This is a genomic window from Bifidobacterium sp. ESL0704, from assembly GCF_029392075.1.
Classification (GTDB): domain Bacteria; phylum Actinomycetota; class Actinomycetes; order Actinomycetales; family Bifidobacteriaceae; genus Bifidobacterium.
Genome location: NZ_CP113929.1, coordinates 1,281,011 through 1,301,107, shown reverse-complemented (window position 1 = coordinate 1,301,107; position 20,097 = coordinate 1,281,011). Strand labels below are relative to the sequence as shown.

Genomic DNA, 20,097 nt, shown 5'->3' with positions numbered 1-20,097 from the left:
GGCCCAACAAATCGGATAACCAATTTGACCAGGTATGGCGTTGATTATCTGTTCCAAAACGTCGTTCTGTCAGCGATGCGGGGAACACCAGCCTCAATCAGCTTTTTCGTCACCGTATCACGTTGCAATACATCGTTGTAATCGAAACGTACTATTTGCGAAACGCCGGAATTCAGCAAATCCTGCTCGCGTTGCTTCTCGGCATGAACCACCTGACGAATGCTCTGCCCGCCCGTCATAGTATCGTCAGTGTATTTGTTCATACCGTCATATTCAACAACGACAGCTTTCCCGTTTGCGAGCCGGTACAATCCATCAACCCTATATCTTCGACCATCCTGCATCCGGAATTCCTGTTGCAGTTCAGGGGCCGGGAAACCTTCTTCGATGATGATTGCGCGGCACAGCGATTCTCCCCCATTTTCGCTTCTCGGGTCTGCATAGCGCAGCAGCACACCGATTCTGGTTTCAACAGCTGGCACAGCCTTCGAGATCTGCGTCAACGCTGACCTCGTTGTCAGCCGTTTTCTCAATGCCGAATCGATCATCGGCAACACCTCGTGGAATTCGAATCTTGCCGCACAATCAAGCAAAGCCTGAGTAACCGAGGTCATGGACCGGTCTTTGTTAAAAAGCGTCTCGCTCGGTGTGACGTGAACGTATCGTGTTTTGCTTGTTTTGGCAACACCAATTGCTTTTGTAGACGCCAGAAATATCGTTTGTTGCTCGTTAAGCCAGAAAGGATACTCGATGCCGTAGAGCGCAATCACGCTCAGACCTGCAAAAATCAATTCCGGACGCCAGGCATGCAGTCCTCGTATTATCCATGCATACTGCTGTTGCATGCTAAGGTCCCGCCAAACGTCTTGCAATACGTACAAACCGCGCCTTGCCCTGATCACCTGTCCCGATCGGGTAAGCCTGTAAAGAATTTCCTGGTCAGCATGGCTCGCTGCCTCATGCAGTTTGTCTTCGATACGTTTGTTGATCTTCATATCACAAACTCTAATGAATTTGCTCCGATTTGCGTGGCAAAAATAGGTACTGTGGTCGAATGATAGCCAATTTGGAAAATCTCGGGTGTTTCGTGCATAACTTTTCAGTTACGCACATCGCTATCCACACATCGATTACGGATTGCGGGATTATTTCCGTACTTTCTGATGAGATACAGAGATAATCACAGAAAGAAGCCCAATTATGTGATTGTCTCTGCAGATCAAAACAAATGCATTAAAAATCACAGAAACAGAACGGATTTCGTGATTATCTCCGCAAGCCTACAGAGATAATCACAGGATACAAGCCACATCGCCATCCGAGTCTATCGATCATGCATCATATGTGGTGTTCGACGTGCAGCAATGGCGCGCCACCGCCCTCGTAGATATCCGCATGTGGGGTGGCGTCGAGATTCAAATCGACGTGAAGTTTGGCGCTGCCATCCCTGGCCGTGACATCGTAGGCGTAATGCCTGTTTTCAAGCAACGTCGGCTCTGTGGTGGCGTCGGTCAGCCATGGTCGGGAGCGGCGCATCGAGGCCAATTGGCCGATCAAGCGGTACATCCACTTGCCGTCGTCGGACAGGTTTTCCGGAGTCTCGGGATATTCGGGACGGACGATGTCGTCGCCGCCGACACCCTCGGTTTTCTCGCCTGTCATCGCTCGTTCGTCGCCGTAATAGACAGAGGGAGTGCCGCCCACAGTAAACAGAATCACGGCTGCCAAGGCGAGTTTCCCTTCGTCATTGACTTGGCTGGCGATTCTGGTGACGTCGTGGTTGCCGATGAAGGTCTGGGGTATGAAGGTTTCCAGGAAAGCGTCATGGCGTTTGAGACACCAGTCGAGCTCGAAGAAATTGCCGTCTTTAAGGCTGCTCCATATCGCTTTCCACAGTTCGTACTGGGTGACGGTGTCGACGGTGGAGTCGTGTACGAACTGTGGATAGTCGCTCTGTATCGCCTCGCCCATGAACCAGGCATCGGGAATCTCACGGCGCACGCGCGGCAGGACTGTTGCCCAGAATGATGTCGGCACCGTTGTGGCCGCGTCCAAACGCCAGGCATCCACGCCACGCCGCATCCAATGGGTCATCACGTCGGTCACCAGATCGGCGACGCGGGGCGCATCGTGGTTGAACGCCGGCAAGATGGCATGACCCTCGAATTTTGCATAATCAAGTGTCCCGTCTTGCATCACTGAGAAGCTGAACATGTCATCGCTGTCGTGCCCGACGGGTTTGCCGGCCTTCATCTTGTCTTGCGCTTCGTTGAGCTCACGCTGGAACTCCGGGAAATTCCTGCCGACATGGTTGAAGACACCGTCGAGCATCAATGCGATGTCGCGTTCGTGGCAGGCTTCGACCAGACGCCCGAACGTCTCGTCATCGCCGAGTCTCGGGTCGATCCTGTAGAAATCGATGGTGTCATAGCCGTGGGTGTCCGAATCGAAAACGGGACCGAGCAAAAGGCCGTTGCAGCCCATCCCCTTCATATAATCCAGCCAATTGATCAGGCGCTCGAGCCTGGGCTTTCTTTGACGTTGGGCATCGGATTGCGGGCGGACGGGAGCTCCGCAGAAACCCAAAGGATAAACCTGCCACCAGACTCGTTTGCTGCAATCGTCCATCCGTATACCTCGAATCAATACCGCGATAGAAACCTTGTTTCTATCATACGCAATTCATCGGTTTAGAGCTTGGGATTCTCCCATTCGGGGGTATCGGCGATGGATGGGCCGTGGTTGTACTCGGAAAGCGACCAGCGCAGCGGTTTGCCTGCGATGGCGATTGGGATGAGCCTTGCCCAGTGCGCGTTGCGCATCGAAAAGACCGCTGAATTGGCGTCCGCGTCATTGTCTGCGTTCAGCAGGGTCCGTACCGTGTCGGCGATGCAGGCGCCATGCGAGAAGACAAACAGGTCGGTATCGGGTTCGGCCTTGCCTGCCCATTCCGCTATGGCCTGCGTGGCCCGCTGCCCCACGTGCTTATCCGGTTCGACGTGGTGCTTGAGCTCGCCGCCCTCGCCATGGAGCCACGAAATGAAATCATCCGGGTACCTTTCCATGATCTCACGAGTGGCATGGCCTTCCCAATCGCCGTAATGCCGTTCGCGCACACGCGGATCCGGGTGGACCTCCTCGCCGATCAGATCGGCGAAAGCATGGGCTGTGGCCATGGCACGGCCCAGATCCGACGCGACGATCAGGCGGTGTCGTGCCTGGTCCTTCTCGCCGTCGACATACAGCTCTTTCAACGCTTTGCCGGTCTGGCGGACCTGCCAGTCGCCTATCTCATCGAGTGGGATGTCGGTGACTCCCTGAACACGGCCGGAGGCATTGTACGAGGTACGTCCGTGACGCACCAAGGTCAATGAACGGACGTGGACATTGGGATCGAATAAGGTACTGAAATCCATCGTGTGACTCCTAAGATACTGACGGAGTGGTCTAAATTTTCAACGTGGCCGCAAAGACCGGCGCCGTGCCCGTGGCTTTTCAGACGCGTTCGTCGGCGGTGTGCCCGTCGGCGGGCCGGTGATCGGGCTCCTTCGGAAGCTCAAGGTCGATAGCGGGGCAATCCTGCCACAATCGCTCAAGATCGTAGTATCCGCGCTCTTCCTCATGCATGACGTGAATGACGAAATCACCGTAATCAAGCAGCACCCAACGAGCTTCATCGAGGCCTTCGCGACTGATAGGCTCAAGTTTTCCGCCCTTGGTGTAAAGCTCCTTCTCGACCTCTTCGGCCACGGCCAGAACCTGACGTTCGCTGGATGCCGTGGCGATGAGCATGGCATCGGTGATGGCGATGGGGCCGGTGACGTCGAAGGCGACGAGGTCGGTGGCCTTGACCCGGTCGGCCGCCATCGCAGCCAGACGCAGGGCCTCAATCGTACTTTGCAATGCTGTCATGAATCAACGCTCCCATTCGGGCTTCCAGCCCTCTACTACGTGTTGTGTGTTCTCCGAATATACCATCGAATCGTCCGGCACCGCGTGGCGGATGACGGATCCGGCTCCGGTGGTGACATTGTCGCCGACCTCGACGGGCGCTACGAAGAGGTTGCCGGCACCTACATGGACGTTCGAGCCGATATGGGTGCGGTTCTTGTGCACGCCGTCGTAGTTGGCGGTTATGGAACCGCCGCCCACGTTGGAGTTCTCCCCCAGTTCGGCGTCGCCCATATAGCTCAGGTGCGGCACTTTGGTGCCGGCTCCGATATGCGCCTTCTTCATCTCCACGAACGCGCCGGCCTTCGTGCCTGCTTCGAGCACATTGCCCGGACGCAGGTAGGTCCATGGGCCGATATTGGCATCAGGGCCGATATGGGTCTCTTGCACACGGCTGCGTTCGACAGTGGCTCCGGCCTCGATCCGGGCGTCGATCAGCGTGGTGTAAGGTCCGATAACCGCGTTTTCGGCGATTGTGGTATGCCCTTTCAGGAAGGTTCCCGGCAGGACCGTGACGTCCTGCGCCAACTCGACGTCGTCTTCGATCCACGTGGTTTGCGGATCGGGGATTGTCACGCCTGCGCGCATCCAACGCTCGCAGGTACGCAGGTTGTGCGTGCGGGAAAGGTGGGCCAGCTGCACGCGGTCGTTGACGCCTTCGACGCTTAAGGAGTCGGACGCCGCGAGTGCGCCGACCTTGCCGTTCTTTCGCGCGGTCTCGAGAGCGTCGGTGAGATAGAATTCGCCTTGTGCGTTCTTCGAATCCAGGCCTTGCACCGCACGGGCGAGCACCGCCGCGTCGAAGACATAGACGGAGGTGTTGATCTCGTGAACCGCCAGCTCGCTGCTGTTGGCATCCTTCTGCTCGACGATGCGCAGCACGCTGCCGTCGCTGTCGCGGATGATGCGGCCGTAGCCGGTCGGGTCCTCAAGATTGGCGGTGAGCACGGTGGCGTCATTGCCGCTGGCCTTGTGGAAGGCGAGAAGCGCGTCAAGGGTGGCGGTATCGAGCAGCGGCATGTCGCTGGCGGCGATGAGCACCGAACCGGTAAGCCTCCCGTCGGCATCAAGCTGGTTCATGGCGCATTGCACGGCGCGTCCGGTGCCGGCAATGTCGTCTTGGTTGACGATCTCGACATGTTCGTTGTAGCTTTTCGCGGCTTTCGCAACGCGCTCGGCCTGATAATGAACGACTACGGCAAGGGTTTCGGGCTCGAGGGCGGAAACGGAACTCATCACACGCTCGAGAAAGGTCTTGCCGGCCAGCTCATGGAGCACTTTCGGCTTTGACGAACGCATGCGCGTGCCTTCGCCGGCTGCCAGTATGATCGCTGCACTCAATGCCATATCCACTCCAATTCCTGTTTCGAAAGCGAAACACGCCGTTAAAATATGAGAACCGGCTGGTATCCGATACACGGAAGCCAGCCGGTTGAACAAGTTCCTCCACCTGGATTCGAACCAAGACTAAGGGTTCCAAAGACCCGTGTGCTGCCTTTACACCATGGAGGAATGGAACGGCCATAAGACCGAACCGATTTTCTATTATGCTGGTTGCCTCTGACAACTCGACACGCGCGACAGACGAATCGTCTCAAGTCGAATAACAAACGACCAGCAAACCGTGCAAGCTTGGACGCCGTCAAATCACGCGAAGAGGAAGCCTTGCCCGTGATGTTCGGGGTAGTTGTCGAAAAGCCTGGCGACCGAGCCGTCCTCGAAAACCGCCTGAATGGCGCTGGCGAGCAACGGTGCGATGGAAAGGACCGTAAGGCCGTCCCAACGCTTGGACTCATCGATCGGCACGGTGTCGGTCAAGACGACCTCGCGTGCGCCGCAGTTCTTGAGACGCTCGACCGCAGGGTCGGAGAGCACGCCGTGCGTGGCCACCACTGTCACCGACTTGGCGCCGGCCTGCTTCAGAACGTCGCAGGCACCGACGATGGTGCCGCCGGTATCGATGAGATCGTCGACCAGGACGCAGTCCTTGCCGACCACGTCACCGACTACACGGTTGGATGTGGCATGGTTGGGACGGTTGATGTCGCGGGTCTTGTGGACGAAAGCAAGCGGACCGCCGCCCAGGCGTTGCGCCCACTGCTCGGCCACGCGGATGCGGCCGGCGTCGGGCGAGACCACGGCGACGTTGTCGAGATTGCCCTGGAAACGGTCACGGATGTAATCGACAAGCACCGGCATGGCGATCAGATGATCGACCGGCCCGTCGAAGAAGCCCTGGGACTGTGCGGCATGCAGGTCGACGCTCATCACACGGTCGGCACCCGCCGTACGCAACAGATCGAAAACCAGGCGGCAGGAAATGGGTTCGCGGCCAAGATGCTTCTTGTCCTGGCGGGAATAACCCAAAAGCGGGCAGACGGCGGTGATGGAACGGGCCGAGGCACGCTTCAGCGCATCGATCATGATGAGCTGTTCCATGATGGCCTTGTTGACGTCGCCGGCGTGGCTTTGCAGCACGAAGACGTCGGCGCCACGCACCGATTCGGTGTATCGCACATACATTTCCCCATTTGCGAAATCGTATGCGGTGGTCTTCAAAACGTCGATGCCAAGCTGGCTTGCGACGTCCGTCGCCAGCTGGGGATGAACCCTGCCGGTGACGAGAATGAGATTCTTACTGGGCTTTCCTTCTAGGATTGCGCTCACCATGTCTCCAAACGTTATCGTCTGTATGAACCACAGCTATATTAGCCTCTCAACGCGACGGAAACGACACGGCCGATTTTATTTACGACCATCGTCTTCCTCCCGGGTATACAGCCCGTGTTTGGCGATGTATTGCACCACGCCGTCGGGGACGAGATACCACACCGGCTCTCCCAGCGAGGCCCGATGGCGGACATCGGTCGATGAAATCGCCAAGGCCGGAATCTCCAAGGTGTCGACCTCGATCTGGGTGCGCATGTGTTCAGGGCTCTGGTAGCCGGGACGGGTGACCGCGACGAAGCGCGCCAGCCCGAACATGTTTCGTGCTTCCTTCCACTTGAGGATTTCGGCCACGGCATCAGCTCCGGTGATGAAGAAGAGCTCGGCATCGGGGTTCAATGCGCGGATGTCGCGCAGCGTATCAATCGTATAGGTGACGCCAGGGCGGTCGATATCGACGCGGGAGACGGTGAATTTAGGGTTGGAGGCCGTGGCGATGACGGTCATCAGATAGCGGTCCTCGGCGTTGGTCACGTCCTTGTCGAGCTTGAACGCGGGTCGGCCTGTCGGCACGAAAATCACCTCATCCAGGTCGTAGACCCATGCCACCTCGCTTGCCGCCACCAAATGGCCGTTGTGGATGGGGTCGAAGGTGCCGCCCATGATGCCGATGCGTCGATGCCCGCTGCCGTGGCGATGCCCCTGTTGTCCGGTTTTTGCGGCATCGATGGAGTCGGGATCGGGTTGTGGGGAAAGACCGGACATCTTGCGTGCCGGTTCGCGATGTTTCGAAGTCTTGGCGTTGGACGCTGACGGCACGGCACCCGCGTGAGCGGGCTTGAAAGATTCGCCGCTGCCGGCCGCTGCATACTGGCCTATGGAGGTTTCGGCGTCGCTCATGCCTTGCCGTTTCCCTTGTGTTTGGCGTTTTTCTCGTTCTGGGATTGGTCCGACACAGTCTCTTCGCGTTTTTCGTCGGCCTGTTCCGTCTGTTCCTCGATCTTTTCGGCGGTGGCGTGCTGGCTGGTGTCGATTTTGCCCATGTCCTCGTCGTATTCGTCCTGCACCACACGGCGGATCTCGGCAAACGTCGGAATTGGGAAATCGGGTTGGTAAAGGCGACGCACGGAGGCGACGCACTCGCTGGCACGGATCAGCAGGTCGGTCATGGCGTCGATGCCGCCTTGCGCTTCCTGCCTGCTGAATTCGGCGATATAGTGCTCCATGGCGGAGAGACGCTCGGCCACGGTCTTTTTGCCGTCCTCGTCGAGGTCTACGACGTCGTCCGCGTCCATTTCCGGCCATCCGACAAGAGCTGCATCAGCGTACTCCAAGGAGGCCCGCTGGTCGGCGGTGGCGATGCCGTCCTCGACCTGGACCAGGAAGACGTAACGCACGATGGCGAGACGCTCCGAGGCGATCTTCAGGCCGATGCGGGGATTGCTCATGTCGATGCCGCGGTCTTTGGCCAGCAGGTAATCGGCCTGCCCCGTTTCCTGTGCGCCTTGCTCGCTTTCCGGCATTTTCTGCCCGTCCGTTGTGGCGGTAGCGGTCGCCGGCTGGTTGTCGGGATTCTGGCTTGCGGAAATATTGCCTTCCAGATTGTTGTCAGCGCCCTTGATGCCAGCGTCGTCGTTGCTGTGTTCAGCGTCGTTCATACCATGTCCTTCGCTTGTCTTCAGGCCCGCACCTGGCCGGTGCCGTAGCCGATCCATTTGGTGGTGGTCATTTCCGTAAGTCCCATCGGTCCGCGGGCATGCAGCTTCTGCGTCGAGATGCCCAATTCGGCTCCAAAACCGAACATACCGCCATCCGTGAACCTTGAGGAGGCATTGGCCATGACCACCGCCGAGTCGATACGCCTGGTGAAGCGTTCGATGGCACTGTAATCCTCTGATATGATGCATTCGGTATGACCGGTGGAATGGGCGTTGATATGGTCGATGGCCTCGTCCAACGAGCCGGCGACCTTCACCCCCATTTTCAGGGCGAGGTATTCCGTATCCCAGTCCTCGGGCGTGGCATGAAGCAGGTTCACATTTTCGATGTCGCTGCCCTCAATGATTGCATACGCCTCATCGTCGGCGTGAAGTTCCACTCCGGCATCGGCAAGCGCCTGCGCCGCCAAGGGCAGAAAGTCTTTGGCCACGTCGTGATGGACGATGAGCTTTTCGGCGGCGTTGCAGACACCGACCCGCTGCGTTTTGGCGTTGAGGATGATGGGGATGGCCTTAGCGAAATCCGCGGCTTTGTCGACATAGATGTGAACGTTACCGGCCCCGGTTTCGATGACCGGAACCTTGGAATTGCGCACGACGGCCTGGATGAGCCCGGCTCCCCCGCGTGGCACCAGCACGTCGATATGGCCGCGCGCCTCCATCATCGCCGTGGCGCCCATACGCCCGAACCTGTCGACAGAGACGACCAGCGCCGGGTCGAAGCCTTGCTCGCGCAGCACCTTCTGGATGACGGCAAGCGTGGCCTCGTTGGTATGCTGCGCCTCGTGCCCGCCACGCAACAGGACGGCATTGCCGGATTTGAGGCACAACGAGGCAACGTCGACCGTGACGTTGGGCCGGGCCTCATAGATCATGCCGAATACGCCGATCGGAACTCGCACCTCGTTCAAGCGCAAGCCGTTGAACAGCGTTGAGCCGCGCACGACCTCGCCGACCGGATCGGGAAGGGTGGCTACATGGCGGACGCCGTCGGCCGCCGCCTGCACGCGGGCTTCGTCGAAGCGCAGACGGTCGAGCTTTCCCTCACTCATGCCTTCCTGCCTGGCGGCACGCATATCGACATCATTGGCTTCGGCGATGGTCTTGCCCGCCGCCTCGAGTGCGTCCGCCATCGCGCCCAGCAAAGCGTTCTTCGCCTCGCTGTTGGCTTCGGCGAGCACCCGTTGCGCCCGCGTTGCGGCGTCGCCCATGGCGCAGACCTGCCGGAACACCTCCGGATCCAGAACCGACGAATCCTGACGACCATCTGCGAGCATGTTGTTCTCCCTGATATTCAAAACACATTCCACTACGGTCGTGCATCGGCCTCAATTCAAAAAGACCGTTGCACGCCTGCACTGTTGCCAACGATTGTAAGCCTTGCCGCGTCCAAACCGGATCTGCAACAGCCGATTCGGACACCTTCGGTATTCGGGTCTGCTTTCCATTAGACTGTTGACACCGAGCAATTACCGAACGCACAGAACAAACGAGGCATTGGTGATGAATACCACTTTCCACAGCACCAGAAGTTCTTCCGAACAGCTGACCAGCCGTCAGGCCATCCGTCAAGGGCTTGCCAGTGATGGTGGCCTGTTCGTCAGCGACGAGCTCGGCAGACAACAGGTTGACGTCTCCACGTTGATTGGTAAGCCTTACCGAGAAATGGCCCGTACGGTACTCGGCGTGCTGCTGCCCGACTTTACGGCCGCCGAACTGGACGACTGCGTTCGCGCGGCGTATGGCTCCCAGTGGCTCGACAGCGCCATCACTCCGCTGAAACCATTGGGTGACGATTACGTCCTCGAACTGTTCAACGGGCCGACCAGCGCGTTCAAGGACGTCGCGCTGCAGATCCTTCCGCAGTTTATGGCCCGCACGACTTCCGCCTCGTCGGAGATCGGCGACAAGGTGATGGTGCTGACCGCCACGTCCGGCGACACCGGCAAAGCGGCGCTCGCAGGGTTCGCAGACACCCCCGGCACCGGTATCACCGTCTTCTACCCAGAGGGCAAGGTCAGCGAGATTCAGCGTCTGCAGATGACCACGCAGGCCGGCTCGAACGTCAATGTCTGCGCCGTACGTGGCAATTTCGACGATGCGCAAACCGCCGTCAAACGCATTTTCGGCGACAAAGCTCTGGCCGCGAAACTTATGGAAGGCCACAACGTCTCGCTTTCCTCCGCCAACTCCATCAACGTCGGCAGGCTTGTGCCGCAGGTTGTCTATTACTTCTCCGCCTATGCGCAACTCGTCGAGCGCGGGGCCATCAAGGTCGGTGATGAAGTCGAGTTCGTGGTGCCCACCGGCAACTTCGGCGACATCCTCGCCGGATACTACGCCAAGAAACTCGGCCTGCCGGTCGGACGGCTCATCGTGGCCAGCGATCGCAACAACGTGCTCTTCGACTTCCTGACCACCGGCACCTACAACCGTGAGCGTCCGTTCTTTGAGACCACCTCGCCGTCGATGGATATCCTCGTTTCCTCGAACCTTGAACGTATGCTCTATTACATGTCGGACGGCGACACCGAATTGATTCGCAACCTCATGGACGATTTGCAGAACAAGGGTTCGTTCACGATTCCGGAGCCCTTGCTTGAACGAATCCGTGGACTGTTCTCCTGCGGTTGGGCCGACGAGGACGAGGTGAGTCAGGCCATCACCGAATGCTGGAAGAACAACCACTACGTCATTGACCCGCACACCGCCTGCGGTTACCATGTGATGTCACAAGAACCACGGGAATCGACTATGCCGCGCGTGCTGTTGAGCACTGCCAGCCCATACAAGTTCCCGCGCGTGGTCGGCCGTGCGCTCGGCCTTGACACCACCGGCTCCGGCTTCGAGTGCATGGATCGTCTTGCGCAGGCCACCGGCACCACCGCCCCCAAGAACCTGCGCGGGCTGGAACACGCCACCGAACGCTTTACCGATGTCATCGATATCGGTGAGATGGCCGATTACGTCAGAGCCGCGTCCGAACGGTTATGACCGTAATCAGCCGATAAGGAAACACTGTCGGCAATCCACTGACTACATTGCGCAACCGCCCGATCCGCGTTATTGATGATTACGTGCCGCAAGTGCTGCCATGAAACCGACATCCGCGAGCATCAACACACAGATGAAAATTCGAATTCCTATGGAACCGGAATCCGCGATGACGCTGTTCAATAGCATCAGCAAACAGATCATGACGACCAGCAAAGGGAGAAAAATGGTCAGCCTTCGATCGCTGTCCTTCTTCTCGGCCTGATTTTGTTCGTCTTGCTTCTTGTTGTCGCCAGAATCATCATCGGTATCCATCAGAGTTCCTTACGCTCGTAAATGTGCATTGACAACCGGCACGATAGGACGAATATCACCGCAGCTACGAGGATGCCTATGATGGCAACCCATGGGATCGGCCCCAGTTTCGCACTCGTGACGAAGTCCATCACGTTATTCAGTACGGCGTCCGGCACGGTGAATGCGACGAGCACCAGCGCTCCACCGATGACGAACAACAGGATGATTGCATATCCCACAGCCTTCGTCGCAGGAAAACGATAGCCAATGGGCAGATAGATACCGGCGAGGATCGGACTGGCAACCAGCACCGTTGTCATCAAGCCAGCCACAGCGCCCATGCGCCGCAGTCTAAACATCATCATCCCGCAAATCATCTGCAAGACGACAGCGACCACAACGACAAGCAAAGCAAAGGCATACCGCCCGACGACCTGATTTCTCCGTGATACGGGCAACAACCCGTTGAGTTTCGCGCTTCCTGTCTGGTCTTCATAGCTGAAAACCGACATCCCGGCCATTGCCGAGACGAACGTGAGCATTCCGGTGACCGCACCGCTCATAGGATACAGCACCGACTCTTTGCCCATCATCCCGGGCACGACCGCGAAGACCAGTGGCAGAAGGACGAGAAGCCAAACGCTCCCATTGCTATATGCGAGAATCTTGAACACATCGATACGAAGCGCTTTGCCGATTTGTTTGAAGTCCATGGTATTCCTCATTCCTTGTTCATGTCGGTAGACGCCTTGGCCGCATTGGTCAGGCGGATGATGTCATCTATGGGCACGGGTTCGCTTACCAATCCGGGGACTTGACCGACAATTCTGTCCACGACTTCCCGATGAACCAGCGCCTCGAAACCGGTGCTGAAGTGTCGGATTCCGACGGCTTGCGGTTCGATATCCGCCGCCTGGTCGAGTCCGCCTTTGACCATGCGGAAAGAATCCTCGAACTCATCCTTGGGACCGGTGTAATAGAGCCGCCCTTGCGTGATGTAAGTAATAAAATCAGCCGCCCGCTCGAGGTCAGAGGTGATGTGGGTGCTGAACAACACGCTGTGCGCCCCGTCTTCCACGTAGCCTTGCAGGATGTCCATCAGTTCGTCTCGGGCCAGCACGTCAAGGCCGCTGGTCGGCTCGTCCAAAATCAGCAGTTTCGCATCATGGCTCAGGGCGGCCGCGATCATTAGTTTCATCTGCATGCCGCGTGAAAGATCTTTAACGACCTTCTTCATTCCAAGTCCGAATCGGTCAAGGTAATGCTCAAATCTTGTCTGATTCCAACTGTCATACATTGTCATCATTGCTTGGCCGGCCATCTTGACCGTCCAATAGGTCGAGAAATAGCTGGTGTCGAAGACGATTCCAAGCTGTTCTTTTACCTTGACCTCGTCGGCGATGTTGTCGAGACTCAACACGCCGATCGAACCGGCATCGCGATGGATCATATTGAGAATCAGCTTGATGAGCGTCGATTTGCCGGCGCCGTTCGGTCCGATGAGCCCCATGATGTAGCCCATCGGCAGGTCGAAGGTCACCGGACCGAGGCTGAAGCCGGAACCATAGCTTTTCCTGACATCGGTGACACTCAACGCCATCGGCATGCCACTGCCGGCAGCAGAAACGTTCTGTGTGTCCGATGTGATTGTTGTAGGTGATGACTGCGTCATCATCGTATTCCTTCCTGTTCAACGGTGAACCGATACGTTCTGCGCGGAAACCTTCATTGACCAGTCAACGAACGATGGTTGGCTGGCGTTGCGCAGTTACGTAAGTGCCTGAGCAACGCAGTGCTTACCAGTGAATCTCACTTGGCTTTCCTGTATGCGTTCTCGAGCATGTCCATCAGGTCGATAAGCGGGATATCGGCCGCTTTGGCCGCGACTCCCACCTGTCGCAAGGCGTTGCGCACCTGGGCGGTGAGCTTCTTTTTCATTCGTTCATCACCCTTTTCGGCGACGAACGTTCCCTTGCCCTGCACATTGACGACGATGCCCTCATCCGCCAGCTCGTTGTAGGCACGGGTGACGGTGAGCACGGAGATACGCAGCTCGCGGGCCAGCTTGCGCAGGCTTGGCAGCGCCTCCCCGCCCTTGAGCTCGCCGCTAAGTACGGCCTGGCGAATCTGACGCTTGATTTGCTCGTAGATCGGTTCCCCGGACACGGATGAGATGATCAGTTTCATCTATGCCCCTTTCTGTTTCTGGTTGTCGAACAGTGTACATATCTCTGGATAAGACTGTTATACTGTTCAGCTACACTATATAACAGTAAAACCAACTGTGCAAGTCAGTACTATAACAGTTGTCTCGGAGCGTCATCGAAGTCGTTGATGACGCCATCGGCAATTTTGGTGATGTCTGCCCTGTCATTCGCTGAATACGAATCCTCCATGGCCCAGACATTCATGCCGGCATCCTTCGCCGTGCATACCGCAGTTAGCAAATCCTCGAAGACAGTGCAATGCCGCGCAGGTATTCCAAGGTGCGAGGCGGCAAGCAGATAGACCTCGGGACTGTTCTTGCTGGCAGCCTGGGTGTCCTCAACGCTGACGACCGTCTCAAAATACGTATCGATGCCGACGTGACGCATCGCCACCTCTCGAACCTTGGGAGACAGCGACGTGGCCACCGCCAGCTTGGCTCCGCTGCCTCTGAGATAATCCAGATATTCGATGGCATGCGGTTTGGCCTGCACCGTCGTGCCGTACGCCTCCAGCACCATCTCGTCCCAATGCCGTGACAGCTCACCAGGAGTATCATCAAGCCCGTACCGCTCGATGGTGTAACGCGCCACCTCGTCAGGTTTCATCGCACAGACGTCGCTCATGTAATCATCGGTCAGCGTCAGCCCACGCTCTGCGAAGAAGTCAACATCGACCTGATGCCACACGTCCATGGAATCGAGCAGGGTCCCGTCCAGATCGAAGATGGCCGCTTTGCCTTCGTTCGTTCTCATCATCTATTTATCTCCTCTTCAAGGGCGTGACGCTGGGGCGGCGGGATATACAATGCTCAGGCACCCTCCAGGCCGGTAGGCCAAGCTTTACGCCTGTGCATCGCATATCCCGCCACCCCAGCTCATGTTAAAGGTTAACTGACTCACAACCCGCTCACTTGCACAAAGATACGGCCTGAAGCGAATAAAAACAGCTAAAATATAGTTTTCCCACAAAAATCTAATGCAATCACTTTTTGTTGTTGATTAGCTGTTGGCTGGGATATGCGATGTTCGACCGTAAAGACTTGGTCTGAGCGGCCCGGAGCGTGTCGAACATTGTATATCCCAGCCAACAGCGACTAACCGTTAAACATGATATTCATAATTTGCTTTGAGCAAGGAGTTCTTTGGCGTGATCTAGGGACGTGGCGGATTCGCTGCCGGAGAGCATTCTGGCGATTTCGTGGATACGGGCATCTCCGGTGACCTCATTGACGGTCGTTTCAACGGTTGGCTTCGAACCCGCGCTTTTGGCATCGGCATCCGTTTTGCCTTTGCTGACCACGAATTGAGCATCGGCCCACGAGGCGACCTGTGCGAGATGGGTGACGACGATGACCTGCGAGGTCTGCGACAGCTTGGCCAAGCGTTTGCCAAGCTCAAGCGCCGCCTTGCCGCCTACGCCGGCGTCAATCTCATCAAAGATGAAGGTCATATCGCTTGAACCGGTTGTACGCTTCTCGGCCACAGAAAGTTCCAGGGCCAACATCAGTCGGCTCAACTCACCGCCGGACGCGCTTTTGCCCATCGGCAATTGCGGGGAACCCGGGAACGGGGTGAACAGGAATTCAATGTCATCCATGCCATTGGCATCCAACGGCCAGGTGGAAATTCCGGAAGACGTATCGTTTTCGCCGTTTGCGGCCGTCGTGCTTGTGTTTTCCGAAGACACACCGCGCCTTACCACGCGTATCTCAAGGCCTGCTCCCGCCATAGCCAAGGCGGAAAGCTCCTTGGTGACCATGTTGGCCAGCGCCTTCGCCGCGAGCTTCCTCTTCTTGCTCAAGACGGTCGCCGTCTTGAGCGCCTTGTCGAAAGCCTGTTGATGCTGTGCCTTGAGTTCATCGATCTTTTCTGGCGAGGCGTCCAGATCTTCGACTTCGAACACCGCCTTGTCCCGCCAGGCGATGACGTCTTCGAGAGTCGGCCCCCAACGTCGAGTCAGCTCGTCGAGTTCGTGAATGCGGGAGTTGATGGCATCCAATCCCTCGGCATCACCGTCGGTATCCACTTCGTTGGAAAGCGAGAACACGATATCGGAAAGATCGGCGTTCAACGACTCCAAGCGGTCGGCGGCCTGGCCAAACGAGCCGCCTACATGGATTGTGCGCAATGCCTGGATGGCATGGGTGATGGCATCGGAGGCTCCTTGTGCGTCGCTGTCGGAATCCACTTGCGAGGCATCCAATGCAGAAAGCGCCGACCCCACACCCTGGGCGATTTCCGCTGCGTTTTCGACGCGTGAGCGTTTCTCCTTGAGTTCCTCGTCTTCACCAGGTTTGGGATCCACCTTGTTGATCTGTTCGATGGATTCCCGCAGGTAATCCGTTCGTGCGCGGGTCGATGCCTCCTGATTGGTGACATTGCTCAACCGTTGGTCAATGATCTGCAGCTGTTGCCAGGCTTGACGATAGGCGTCACGTTCGGCTGTGTCGTCGGCGGCCATATCGAGAAATTCCCGCTGCCGCGCCGGCGCTGCCAGACGCATCTGATCGGCCTGCCCATGAATGGTGACCAGCTGTGCGGCGACGTTGCCAAGCACATTCCTGGGAACGCTGTGCCCGCACAATACCGCTCTGGAACGTCCGGAAGCAGGAACCATACGCGAGAGGAATAGTTCTTGCCGACCGATTTCGTCGGGATCCGGGTCGCTCTTTTCGCCATCGATATCCAATGCTCCGGCATCCTGCGCGAGACGGGTCGCCTCACCGTTTTCGTCGACATCGAAAATTCCCTGGGCCCACGCCGAATCCGCGCCGGCGGATACCCGCGCCACGCTGGCCGTCGCTCCCGAGATAAGACGAATCGCGCTCAACAGCATCGATTTGCCTGCACCGGTTTCACCGGTAATGGCGGTCATTGCCTTGTTCGGACTCAATAGTGCAGAACGAATGGGCCCGAGATTGCGCACTTCCAGTTCTTCAAGCATCGTGTTTCACCTTTCAGACGCATCCTGTTTTCCGTCCAGGCCTTGCCTGTCGCGATGCGCAGCAGTGTCCTTTTTATTTCCTGCGTCCGTTTCGTCAATTCCTTTGACGTCGCTTCCGGACTGCGGGAAACCGGCAGAGAACGGCCCGACACCATCATGTGCTGGCTCCGCAGTGACCCCGTTCCACTCCCCCTGTTGTCCGACCGCCAAAGGATAGCACACCCGGGCTTTGTTTTCGTTGGCGATGATGCCTTCCCGTTTGCGTTCCTCGAGACGCGAACGTTGACGAAGACTGACGCTGGGAAGGTTGAACTTGGTGACCAGACGATTGGTGAACGGCACGCCGGAAAGGCTGGCGAGCCTGACAGTGCGCGAGGAAAGATGGACGGTGGTCCTGGTTCCGTACCCGAGTCTCATCTTCCTTCTGCCATCGCAGCAGATCCAGCCCTCGGTCAGGGAATCGTCAATCAGATCGACGGTGAAGCGCGAATGCTCCCCGATCACCATCGGGCGCGTGAACAGGGCATGGGCGGCCAGCGGTATCAGCTGCAAGGCCTTGACGTCCGGCCAGATAATCGGACCCCCGGCGGAGAACGCATAGGCCGTCGAGCCGGTCGGCGTCGAGATGATCACGCCATCGCAGCTGAACGAGCTGGCCTCCACCCCATCGACGCCGACGGAAAGCTCGATCATGTGGTCGCGATCGGCCTGCTGGATGGTGATGTCGTTCAACGCCCAATCGCTGAGCGTCGTGCTGCCGTCCGGAGAAGTCACGGACACATTCGCCAGATTGCGTTCATCAATCGAATAGTCCCGACCGGCGACACGGGCGATGGCTTCGCTTAATTGAAAACTCTCGAATTCCGCAAGAAATCCGACATGTCCCAGATTGATACCGAGAATGGGAACTTCGGTATTGTGGACCAGTTCCGCCGCACCCAGAATCGTGCCGTCCCCGCCGAGCACGACCACAATCTCCGTGTCGCTGTCGACGATGGGGGAAGACTCACCGAATCTAGGCGGATCGAGGCTGTCGACGATTCGAACGCAGAACCCGGCGCGCTCAAGCTGCTCGACCGCCTCGCGCACGACAAGGCTGGTCTCACGAAGATGAGCATGAGTGACCATGACCGCATGGCGTTTACCGACCATCGTCCTGCCTCTTTTCCTGCGTCAAACCGCTGTGACCGTCTGCGCTTATATCCTAACCGGACGGTGTCTACAAGAAGCTTACTCCAAGGCAATCCGCCAGGAGGAAAGGCTGCGTCGGAGGCAGGATGGCGCCAACGGGGATTCGCCGTGGCGATGCGAAGCAGAACATTCTTTTAAGATAATATTCGCTATTTTATGATATCAAGAAATCTTGATTTTTTGAATGATGCCTATGTTCTGATTTCTTTTTTGCCTCGACTTCATGTAATACAGATAGCGGCAGTATGAAAACGGTATGAAACGGTATGAAAAATGTCTGACGGCCAAAAGGAGACGAGATGAACCTCAACACCTTCGGCGGAACCATCAAAGGCGGCGACTATGGTGTCCTCATCGTTCACGGCAACGCCAGAATGTATGAAAACGTGACGTTCGATACGCTGGTGGTGCAAGGAATCCTGCAGGCGGCGTTTTGCCGAGGGCGCAGAATCGTCATGGAAGGCGGAATGCTGAACTGTTCAAGCCGACTCGTCTCCGATTCTCTTGCCGGGCATGGACGCATCAGCGCCAAACAATGCATCTGCTCACGCAGAATCGATCTGACAGGCGAAATCAAAACCGATCACGGCCTCTACGTCAAAACAACCGCCCGCGTCAACGGTCTGGTCGAAGCCAAATCCCTGACGGCGACGGACGCCAGGATAACAGGCCACGCCACCATCGGGGAGTATGCCGAAGCGGACAGACTTGAAATACGGCCGATACGCACGACCATGTTCGAAAGATTCGGCATGAAAGGGTATCTCAAGCCCAGCAGTATCCCACGGATCACGGCCGACAATGTGGTGCTGTGCAGCACCATCAGCCAAAAGATTGAGGCCGGCTATGTATCGTTGCACGATCATACCCATGTCGAGAAAGTCATATTCGACGACGATTTGAGGTTCGACAGGACCTCCAGCGTCAAGCTCATCGAACGCCGTTGGAATGAAGGCGAGTATGAAGCCCTTCAGCGCAGGGCGGCATAAAGCAGGTATTCCCGGTTACCGTGGGTCCCCTGTATCGGCGAGGGACAGGTGCCGACCACATCGAGCCCGTTGGCTGTGGCGCAACGGCACACGTTGTTCAACGCTTTCTGACGGAGTTTCTCGTCTTCCACCACGCCGTTCTTGCCAAGATGGCCTTTGCCCACCTCAAACTGCGGTTTGACCAGAAGCACGATATCGGCATGGTTCGCGGCGATCTTGGCGATCACCGGAATCACATAGGTCAGCGAAATGAAGGACACGTCGGAAACGATGAAATCCGGACGATACGGCAGGTCTTCCGGTTCGACATCGCGAACATTGACGCCGCTCATCTCGATGATGCGCGAATCGGCGGCTATGCGCGCATCCAGCTGGCCGTGCCCGACATCAAGGGCAATGACCTGCGAAGCCCCATGCCGAAGCAGGACGTCACAGAAACCGCCGGTGGAAGCACCGATATCCAGGCAATGACGGCCTGCCGGCGACGGCAGACCCGAATCGCCGAATCGATCAAAGGCACCGAGCAGCTTGTAGGCCCCTCGCGACACATAGTCGTCACCGGTGTCGACCGCAATCACTGCACTGTTGTCGACCTGCATGGAAGGTTTGCTCGCGAGCCGTCCCGCGACACGGACTTTTCCGGAACGGATGAGGCGCTGGGCCTGGGTACGGCTATGCGCCAATTGTGCAGCAGCCATGTATGCGTCCAAACGCATGTCTGATCACCCTTCCCCTGATAAACGTCTGGTAAACGGCAACTGACAGACCGATTCCGCAACGGCTGAAAACGACGTTCCGCCGTGATGACAACCCGGGCATTCGCACGCAGGCGCGACCAAAATCGCCACGACACGTCTTGATGGGAGGATTCCCGACCTCACCGTTTCACCGTTTCCGTCACCTTTGATGCCGAACTTCACGTCAGCCGATCATGCTCGTTGCTGACTGTTCAAATCACCGTTCATGGTGTCCAAAACGTCGCGAAACACCTCGATCGTTTGTTCGGCGTCGAGATCGCCAAGTCCTTCGAGCCTGGGATAACGCACGCACAAGTCATCGAATGCGGTGACGTCATGGCGTTCGTCTCCCTCGGCATTGTCGGCCGTTGCGTGTTCTTCCTCATAGCGGGAAACCATGGA

19 protein-coding genes, 1 tRNA gene and 1 pseudogene are annotated in these 20,097 nt (G+C 57.4%); 2 read left to right on the top strand and 19 right to left on the bottom strand.

The genetic code is table 11. The annotated features are described in order from the left end of the window. Positions 1 to 44: 44 nt before the first annotated feature. From OZX64_RS04490 to OZX64_RS04445, 10 genes are all read right to left on the bottom strand, one after another. Positions 45 to 995, bottom strand: a complete 951-nt coding sequence (locus tag OZX64_RS04490) for a hypothetical protein (RefSeq protein WP_277171682.1) — start codon at positions 993 to 995, stop codon at positions 45 to 47. Between the two features lie 343 nt (positions 996 to 1,338). Next, a complete protein-coding gene (locus OZX64_RS04485; RefSeq protein ID WP_277171681.1) occupies positions 1,339 to 2,628 on the bottom strand; it encodes an alpha-amylase family protein in 1,290 nt (429 codons plus the stop codon). Between the two features lie 62 nt (positions 2,629 to 2,690). Next, the gene (locus OZX64_RS04480; RefSeq protein WP_277155905.1) at positions 2,691 to 3,416 is read right to left on the bottom strand and encodes a histidine phosphatase family protein; all 726 of its coding nucleotides are present in this window, start codon (positions 3,414 to 3,416) and stop codon (positions 2,691 to 2,693) included. A 79-nt stretch (positions 3,417 to 3,495) separates the two neighbouring features. Beyond that, the gene (rsfS, locus tag OZX64_RS04475) at positions 3,496 to 3,912 is read right to left on the bottom strand and encodes a ribosome silencing factor (RefSeq protein WP_277171680.1); all 417 of its coding nucleotides are present in this window, start codon (positions 3,910 to 3,912) and stop codon (positions 3,496 to 3,498) included. 3 nt (positions 3,913 to 3,915) lie between these two features. After that, positions 3,916 to 5,298 carry a bifunctional UDP-N-acetylglucosamine diphosphorylase/glucosamine-1-phosphate N-acetyltransferase GlmU gene (gene glmU / locus OZX64_RS04470; RefSeq protein ID WP_277155907.1) on the bottom strand — a complete coding sequence of 461 codons (1,383 nt, stop codon included), beginning with the start codon at positions 5,296 to 5,298 and terminating at the stop codon, positions 3,916 to 3,918. A gap of 94 nt (positions 5,299 to 5,392) precedes the next feature. Continuing rightward, a tRNA-Gln gene (locus OZX64_RS04465) sits at positions 5,393 to 5,463 on the bottom strand. A gap of 135 nt (positions 5,464 to 5,598) precedes the next feature. Beyond that, positions 5,599 to 6,621, bottom strand: coding sequence for a ribose-phosphate diphosphokinase (locus OZX64_RS04460; protein ID WP_277171679.1), 1,023 nt, complete (start codon positions 6,619 to 6,621; stop codon positions 5,599 to 5,601). A gap of 75 nt (positions 6,622 to 6,696) precedes the next feature. Beyond that, the gene (gene nadD, locus OZX64_RS04455) at positions 6,697 to 7,383 is read right to left on the bottom strand and encodes a nicotinate-nucleotide adenylyltransferase (protein WP_277174977.1); all 687 of its coding nucleotides are present in this window, start codon (positions 7,381 to 7,383) and stop codon (positions 6,697 to 6,699) included. Positions 7,384 to 7,514: 131 nt separating this feature from the next. Further along, positions 7,515 to 8,066: a phosphoribosylglycinamide synthetase gene (locus OZX64_RS04450; protein WP_277174976.1), complete on the bottom strand. Its 552-nt coding sequence runs from the start codon at positions 8,064 to 8,066 to the stop codon at positions 7,515 to 7,517. 230 nt (positions 8,067 to 8,296) lie between these two features. Then, complete coding sequence (locus OZX64_RS04445) at positions 8,297 to 9,613, bottom strand: glutamate-5-semialdehyde dehydrogenase (protein WP_277171678.1); 1,317 nt, start codon at positions 9,611 to 9,613, stop codon at positions 8,297 to 8,299. A gap of 226 nt (positions 9,614 to 9,839) precedes the next feature. Between OZX64_RS04445 and thrC the strand changes: the two genes are divergently transcribed. Then, positions 9,840 to 11,330: a threonine synthase gene (gene thrC, locus OZX64_RS04440; protein WP_277171677.1), complete on the top strand. Its 1,491-nt coding sequence runs from the start codon at positions 9,840 to 9,842 to the stop codon at positions 11,328 to 11,330. Between the two features lie 69 nt (positions 11,331 to 11,399). Here thrC and OZX64_RS04435 read toward each other — a convergent pair whose 3' ends face one another. The 7 genes and pseudogenes from OZX64_RS04435 to OZX64_RS04405 form a co-directional block, all read right to left on the bottom strand. Further along, positions 11,400 to 11,645, bottom strand: a complete 246-nt coding sequence (locus OZX64_RS04435) for a hypothetical protein (protein ID WP_277171676.1) — start codon at positions 11,643 to 11,645, stop codon at positions 11,400 to 11,402. Further along, a complete protein-coding gene (locus tag OZX64_RS04430; RefSeq protein WP_277171675.1) occupies positions 11,645 to 12,340 on the bottom strand; it encodes an ABC-2 transporter permease in 696 nt (231 codons plus the stop codon). Before OZX64_RS04430 ends, OZX64_RS04435 begins: the two co-directional genes overlap by 1 nt. 8 nt (positions 12,341 to 12,348) lie before the next feature. Next, positions 12,349 to 13,233 carry an ABC transporter ATP-binding protein gene (locus OZX64_RS04425; RefSeq protein ID WP_277174975.1) on the bottom strand — a complete coding sequence of 295 codons (885 nt, stop codon included), beginning with the start codon at positions 13,231 to 13,233 and terminating at the stop codon, positions 12,349 to 12,351. A gap of 203 nt (positions 13,234 to 13,436) precedes the next feature. After that, complete coding sequence (locus tag OZX64_RS04420) at positions 13,437 to 13,814, bottom strand: GntR family transcriptional regulator (RefSeq protein ID WP_277155910.1); 378 nt, start codon at positions 13,812 to 13,814, stop codon at positions 13,437 to 13,439. Positions 13,815 to 13,924: 110 nt separating this feature from the next. Further along, complete coding sequence (locus OZX64_RS04415; protein ID WP_277174974.1) at positions 13,925 to 14,587, bottom strand: HAD family phosphatase; 663 nt, start codon at positions 14,585 to 14,587, stop codon at positions 13,925 to 13,927. A 361-nt stretch (positions 14,588 to 14,948) separates the two neighbouring features. Continuing rightward, positions 14,949 to 16,778: a DNA repair protein RecN gene (recN, locus tag OZX64_RS04410; protein ID WP_277171674.1), complete on the bottom strand. Its 1,830-nt coding sequence runs from the start codon at positions 16,776 to 16,778 to the stop codon at positions 14,949 to 14,951. 273 nt (positions 16,779 to 17,051) lie between these two features. Continuing rightward, a pseudogene (locus OZX64_RS04405) lies at positions 17,052 to 17,930 on the bottom strand (NAD kinase); the annotation flags it as partial. Positions 17,931 to 18,268: 338 nt separating this feature from the next. Here OZX64_RS04405 and OZX64_RS04400 point away from each other — a divergent pair. Further along, the gene (locus tag OZX64_RS04400) at positions 18,269 to 18,958 is read left to right on the top strand and encodes a hypothetical protein (protein ID WP_277171672.1); all 690 of its coding nucleotides are present in this window, start codon (positions 18,269 to 18,271) and stop codon (positions 18,956 to 18,958) included. Here OZX64_RS04400 and OZX64_RS04395 read toward each other — a convergent pair. Next, on the bottom strand, positions 18,940 to 19,674 hold the full coding sequence (locus OZX64_RS04395; protein WP_277171671.1) for a TlyA family RNA methyltransferase: 735 nt from the start codon (positions 19,672 to 19,674) through the stop codon (positions 18,940 to 18,942). The genes OZX64_RS04400 and OZX64_RS04395 overlap by 19 nt on opposite strands. Positions 19,675 to 19,887: 213 nt before the next feature. Then, entirely contained in the window at positions 19,888 to 20,094 is a 207-nt protein-coding gene (locus tag OZX64_RS04390) for a hypothetical protein (RefSeq protein WP_277171670.1), read from the bottom strand. Between the last annotated feature and the right edge of the window lie 3 nt (positions 20,095 to 20,097).

Coding starts and splice junctions, on each gene's coding strand:
- OZX64_RS04490 (WP_277171682.1), bottom strand. CDS start 995: ATGAAGATCAACAAACGTATCGAAGACAAACTGCATGAGGCAGCGAGC.
- OZX64_RS04485 (WP_277171681.1), bottom strand. CDS start 2,628: ATGGACGATTGCAGCAAACGAGTCTGGTGGCAGGTTTATCCTTTGGGT.
- OZX64_RS04480 (WP_277155905.1), bottom strand. CDS start 3,416: ATGGATTTCAGTACCTTATTCGATCCCAATGTCCACGTCCGTTCATTG.
- rsfS (WP_277171680.1), bottom strand. CDS start 3,912: ATGACAGCATTGCAAAGTACGATTGAGGCCCTGCGTCTGGCTGCGATG.
- glmU (WP_277155907.1), bottom strand. CDS start 5,298: ATGGCATTGAGTGCAGCGATCATACTGGCAGCCGGCGAAGGCACGCGC.
- OZX64_RS04460 (WP_277171679.1), bottom strand. CDS start 6,621: ATGGTGAGCGCAATCCTAGAAGGAAAGCCCAGTAAGAATCTCATTCTC.
- nadD (WP_277174977.1), bottom strand. CDS start 7,383: ATGTCCGGTCTTTCCCCACAACCCGATCCCGACTCCATCGATGCCGCA.
- OZX64_RS04450 (WP_277174976.1), bottom strand. CDS start 8,066: ATGAGCAATCCCCGCATCGGCCTGAAGATCGCCTCGGAGCGTCTCGCC.
- OZX64_RS04445 (WP_277171678.1), bottom strand. CDS start 9,613: ATGCTCGCAGATGGTCGTCAGGATTCGTCGGTTCTGGATCCGGAGGTG.
- thrC (WP_277171677.1), top strand. CDS start 9,840: ATGAATACCACTTTCCACAGCACCAGAAGTTCTTCCGAACAGCTGACC.
- OZX64_RS04435 (WP_277171676.1), bottom strand. CDS start 11,645: ATGGATACCGATGATGATTCTGGCGACAACAAGAAGCAAGACGAACAA.
- OZX64_RS04430 (WP_277171675.1), bottom strand. CDS start 12,340: ATGGACTTCAAACAAATCGGCAAAGCGCTTCGTATCGATGTGTTCAAG.
- OZX64_RS04425 (WP_277174975.1), bottom strand. CDS start 13,233: ATGCCGATGGCGTTGAGTGTCACCGATGTCAGGAAAAGCTATGGTTCC.
- OZX64_RS04420 (WP_277155910.1), bottom strand. CDS start 13,814: ATGAAACTGATCATCTCATCCGTGTCCGGGGAACCGATCTACGAGCAA.
- OZX64_RS04415 (WP_277174974.1), bottom strand. CDS start 14,587: ATGAGAACGAACGAAGGCAAAGCGGCCATCTTCGATCTGGACGGGACC.
- recN (WP_277171674.1), bottom strand. CDS start 16,778: ATGCTTGAAGAACTGGAAGTGCGCAATCTCGGGCCCATTCGTTCTGCA.
- OZX64_RS04400 (WP_277171672.1), top strand. CDS start 18,269: ATGAACCTCAACACCTTCGGCGGAACCATCAAAGGCGGCGACTATGGT.
- OZX64_RS04395 (WP_277171671.1), bottom strand. CDS start 19,674: ATGCGTTTGGACGCATACATGGCTGCTGCACAATTGGCGCATAGCCGT.
- OZX64_RS04390 (WP_277171670.1), bottom strand. CDS start 20,094: ATGGTTTCCCGCTATGAGGAAGAACACGCAACGGCCGACAATGCCGAG.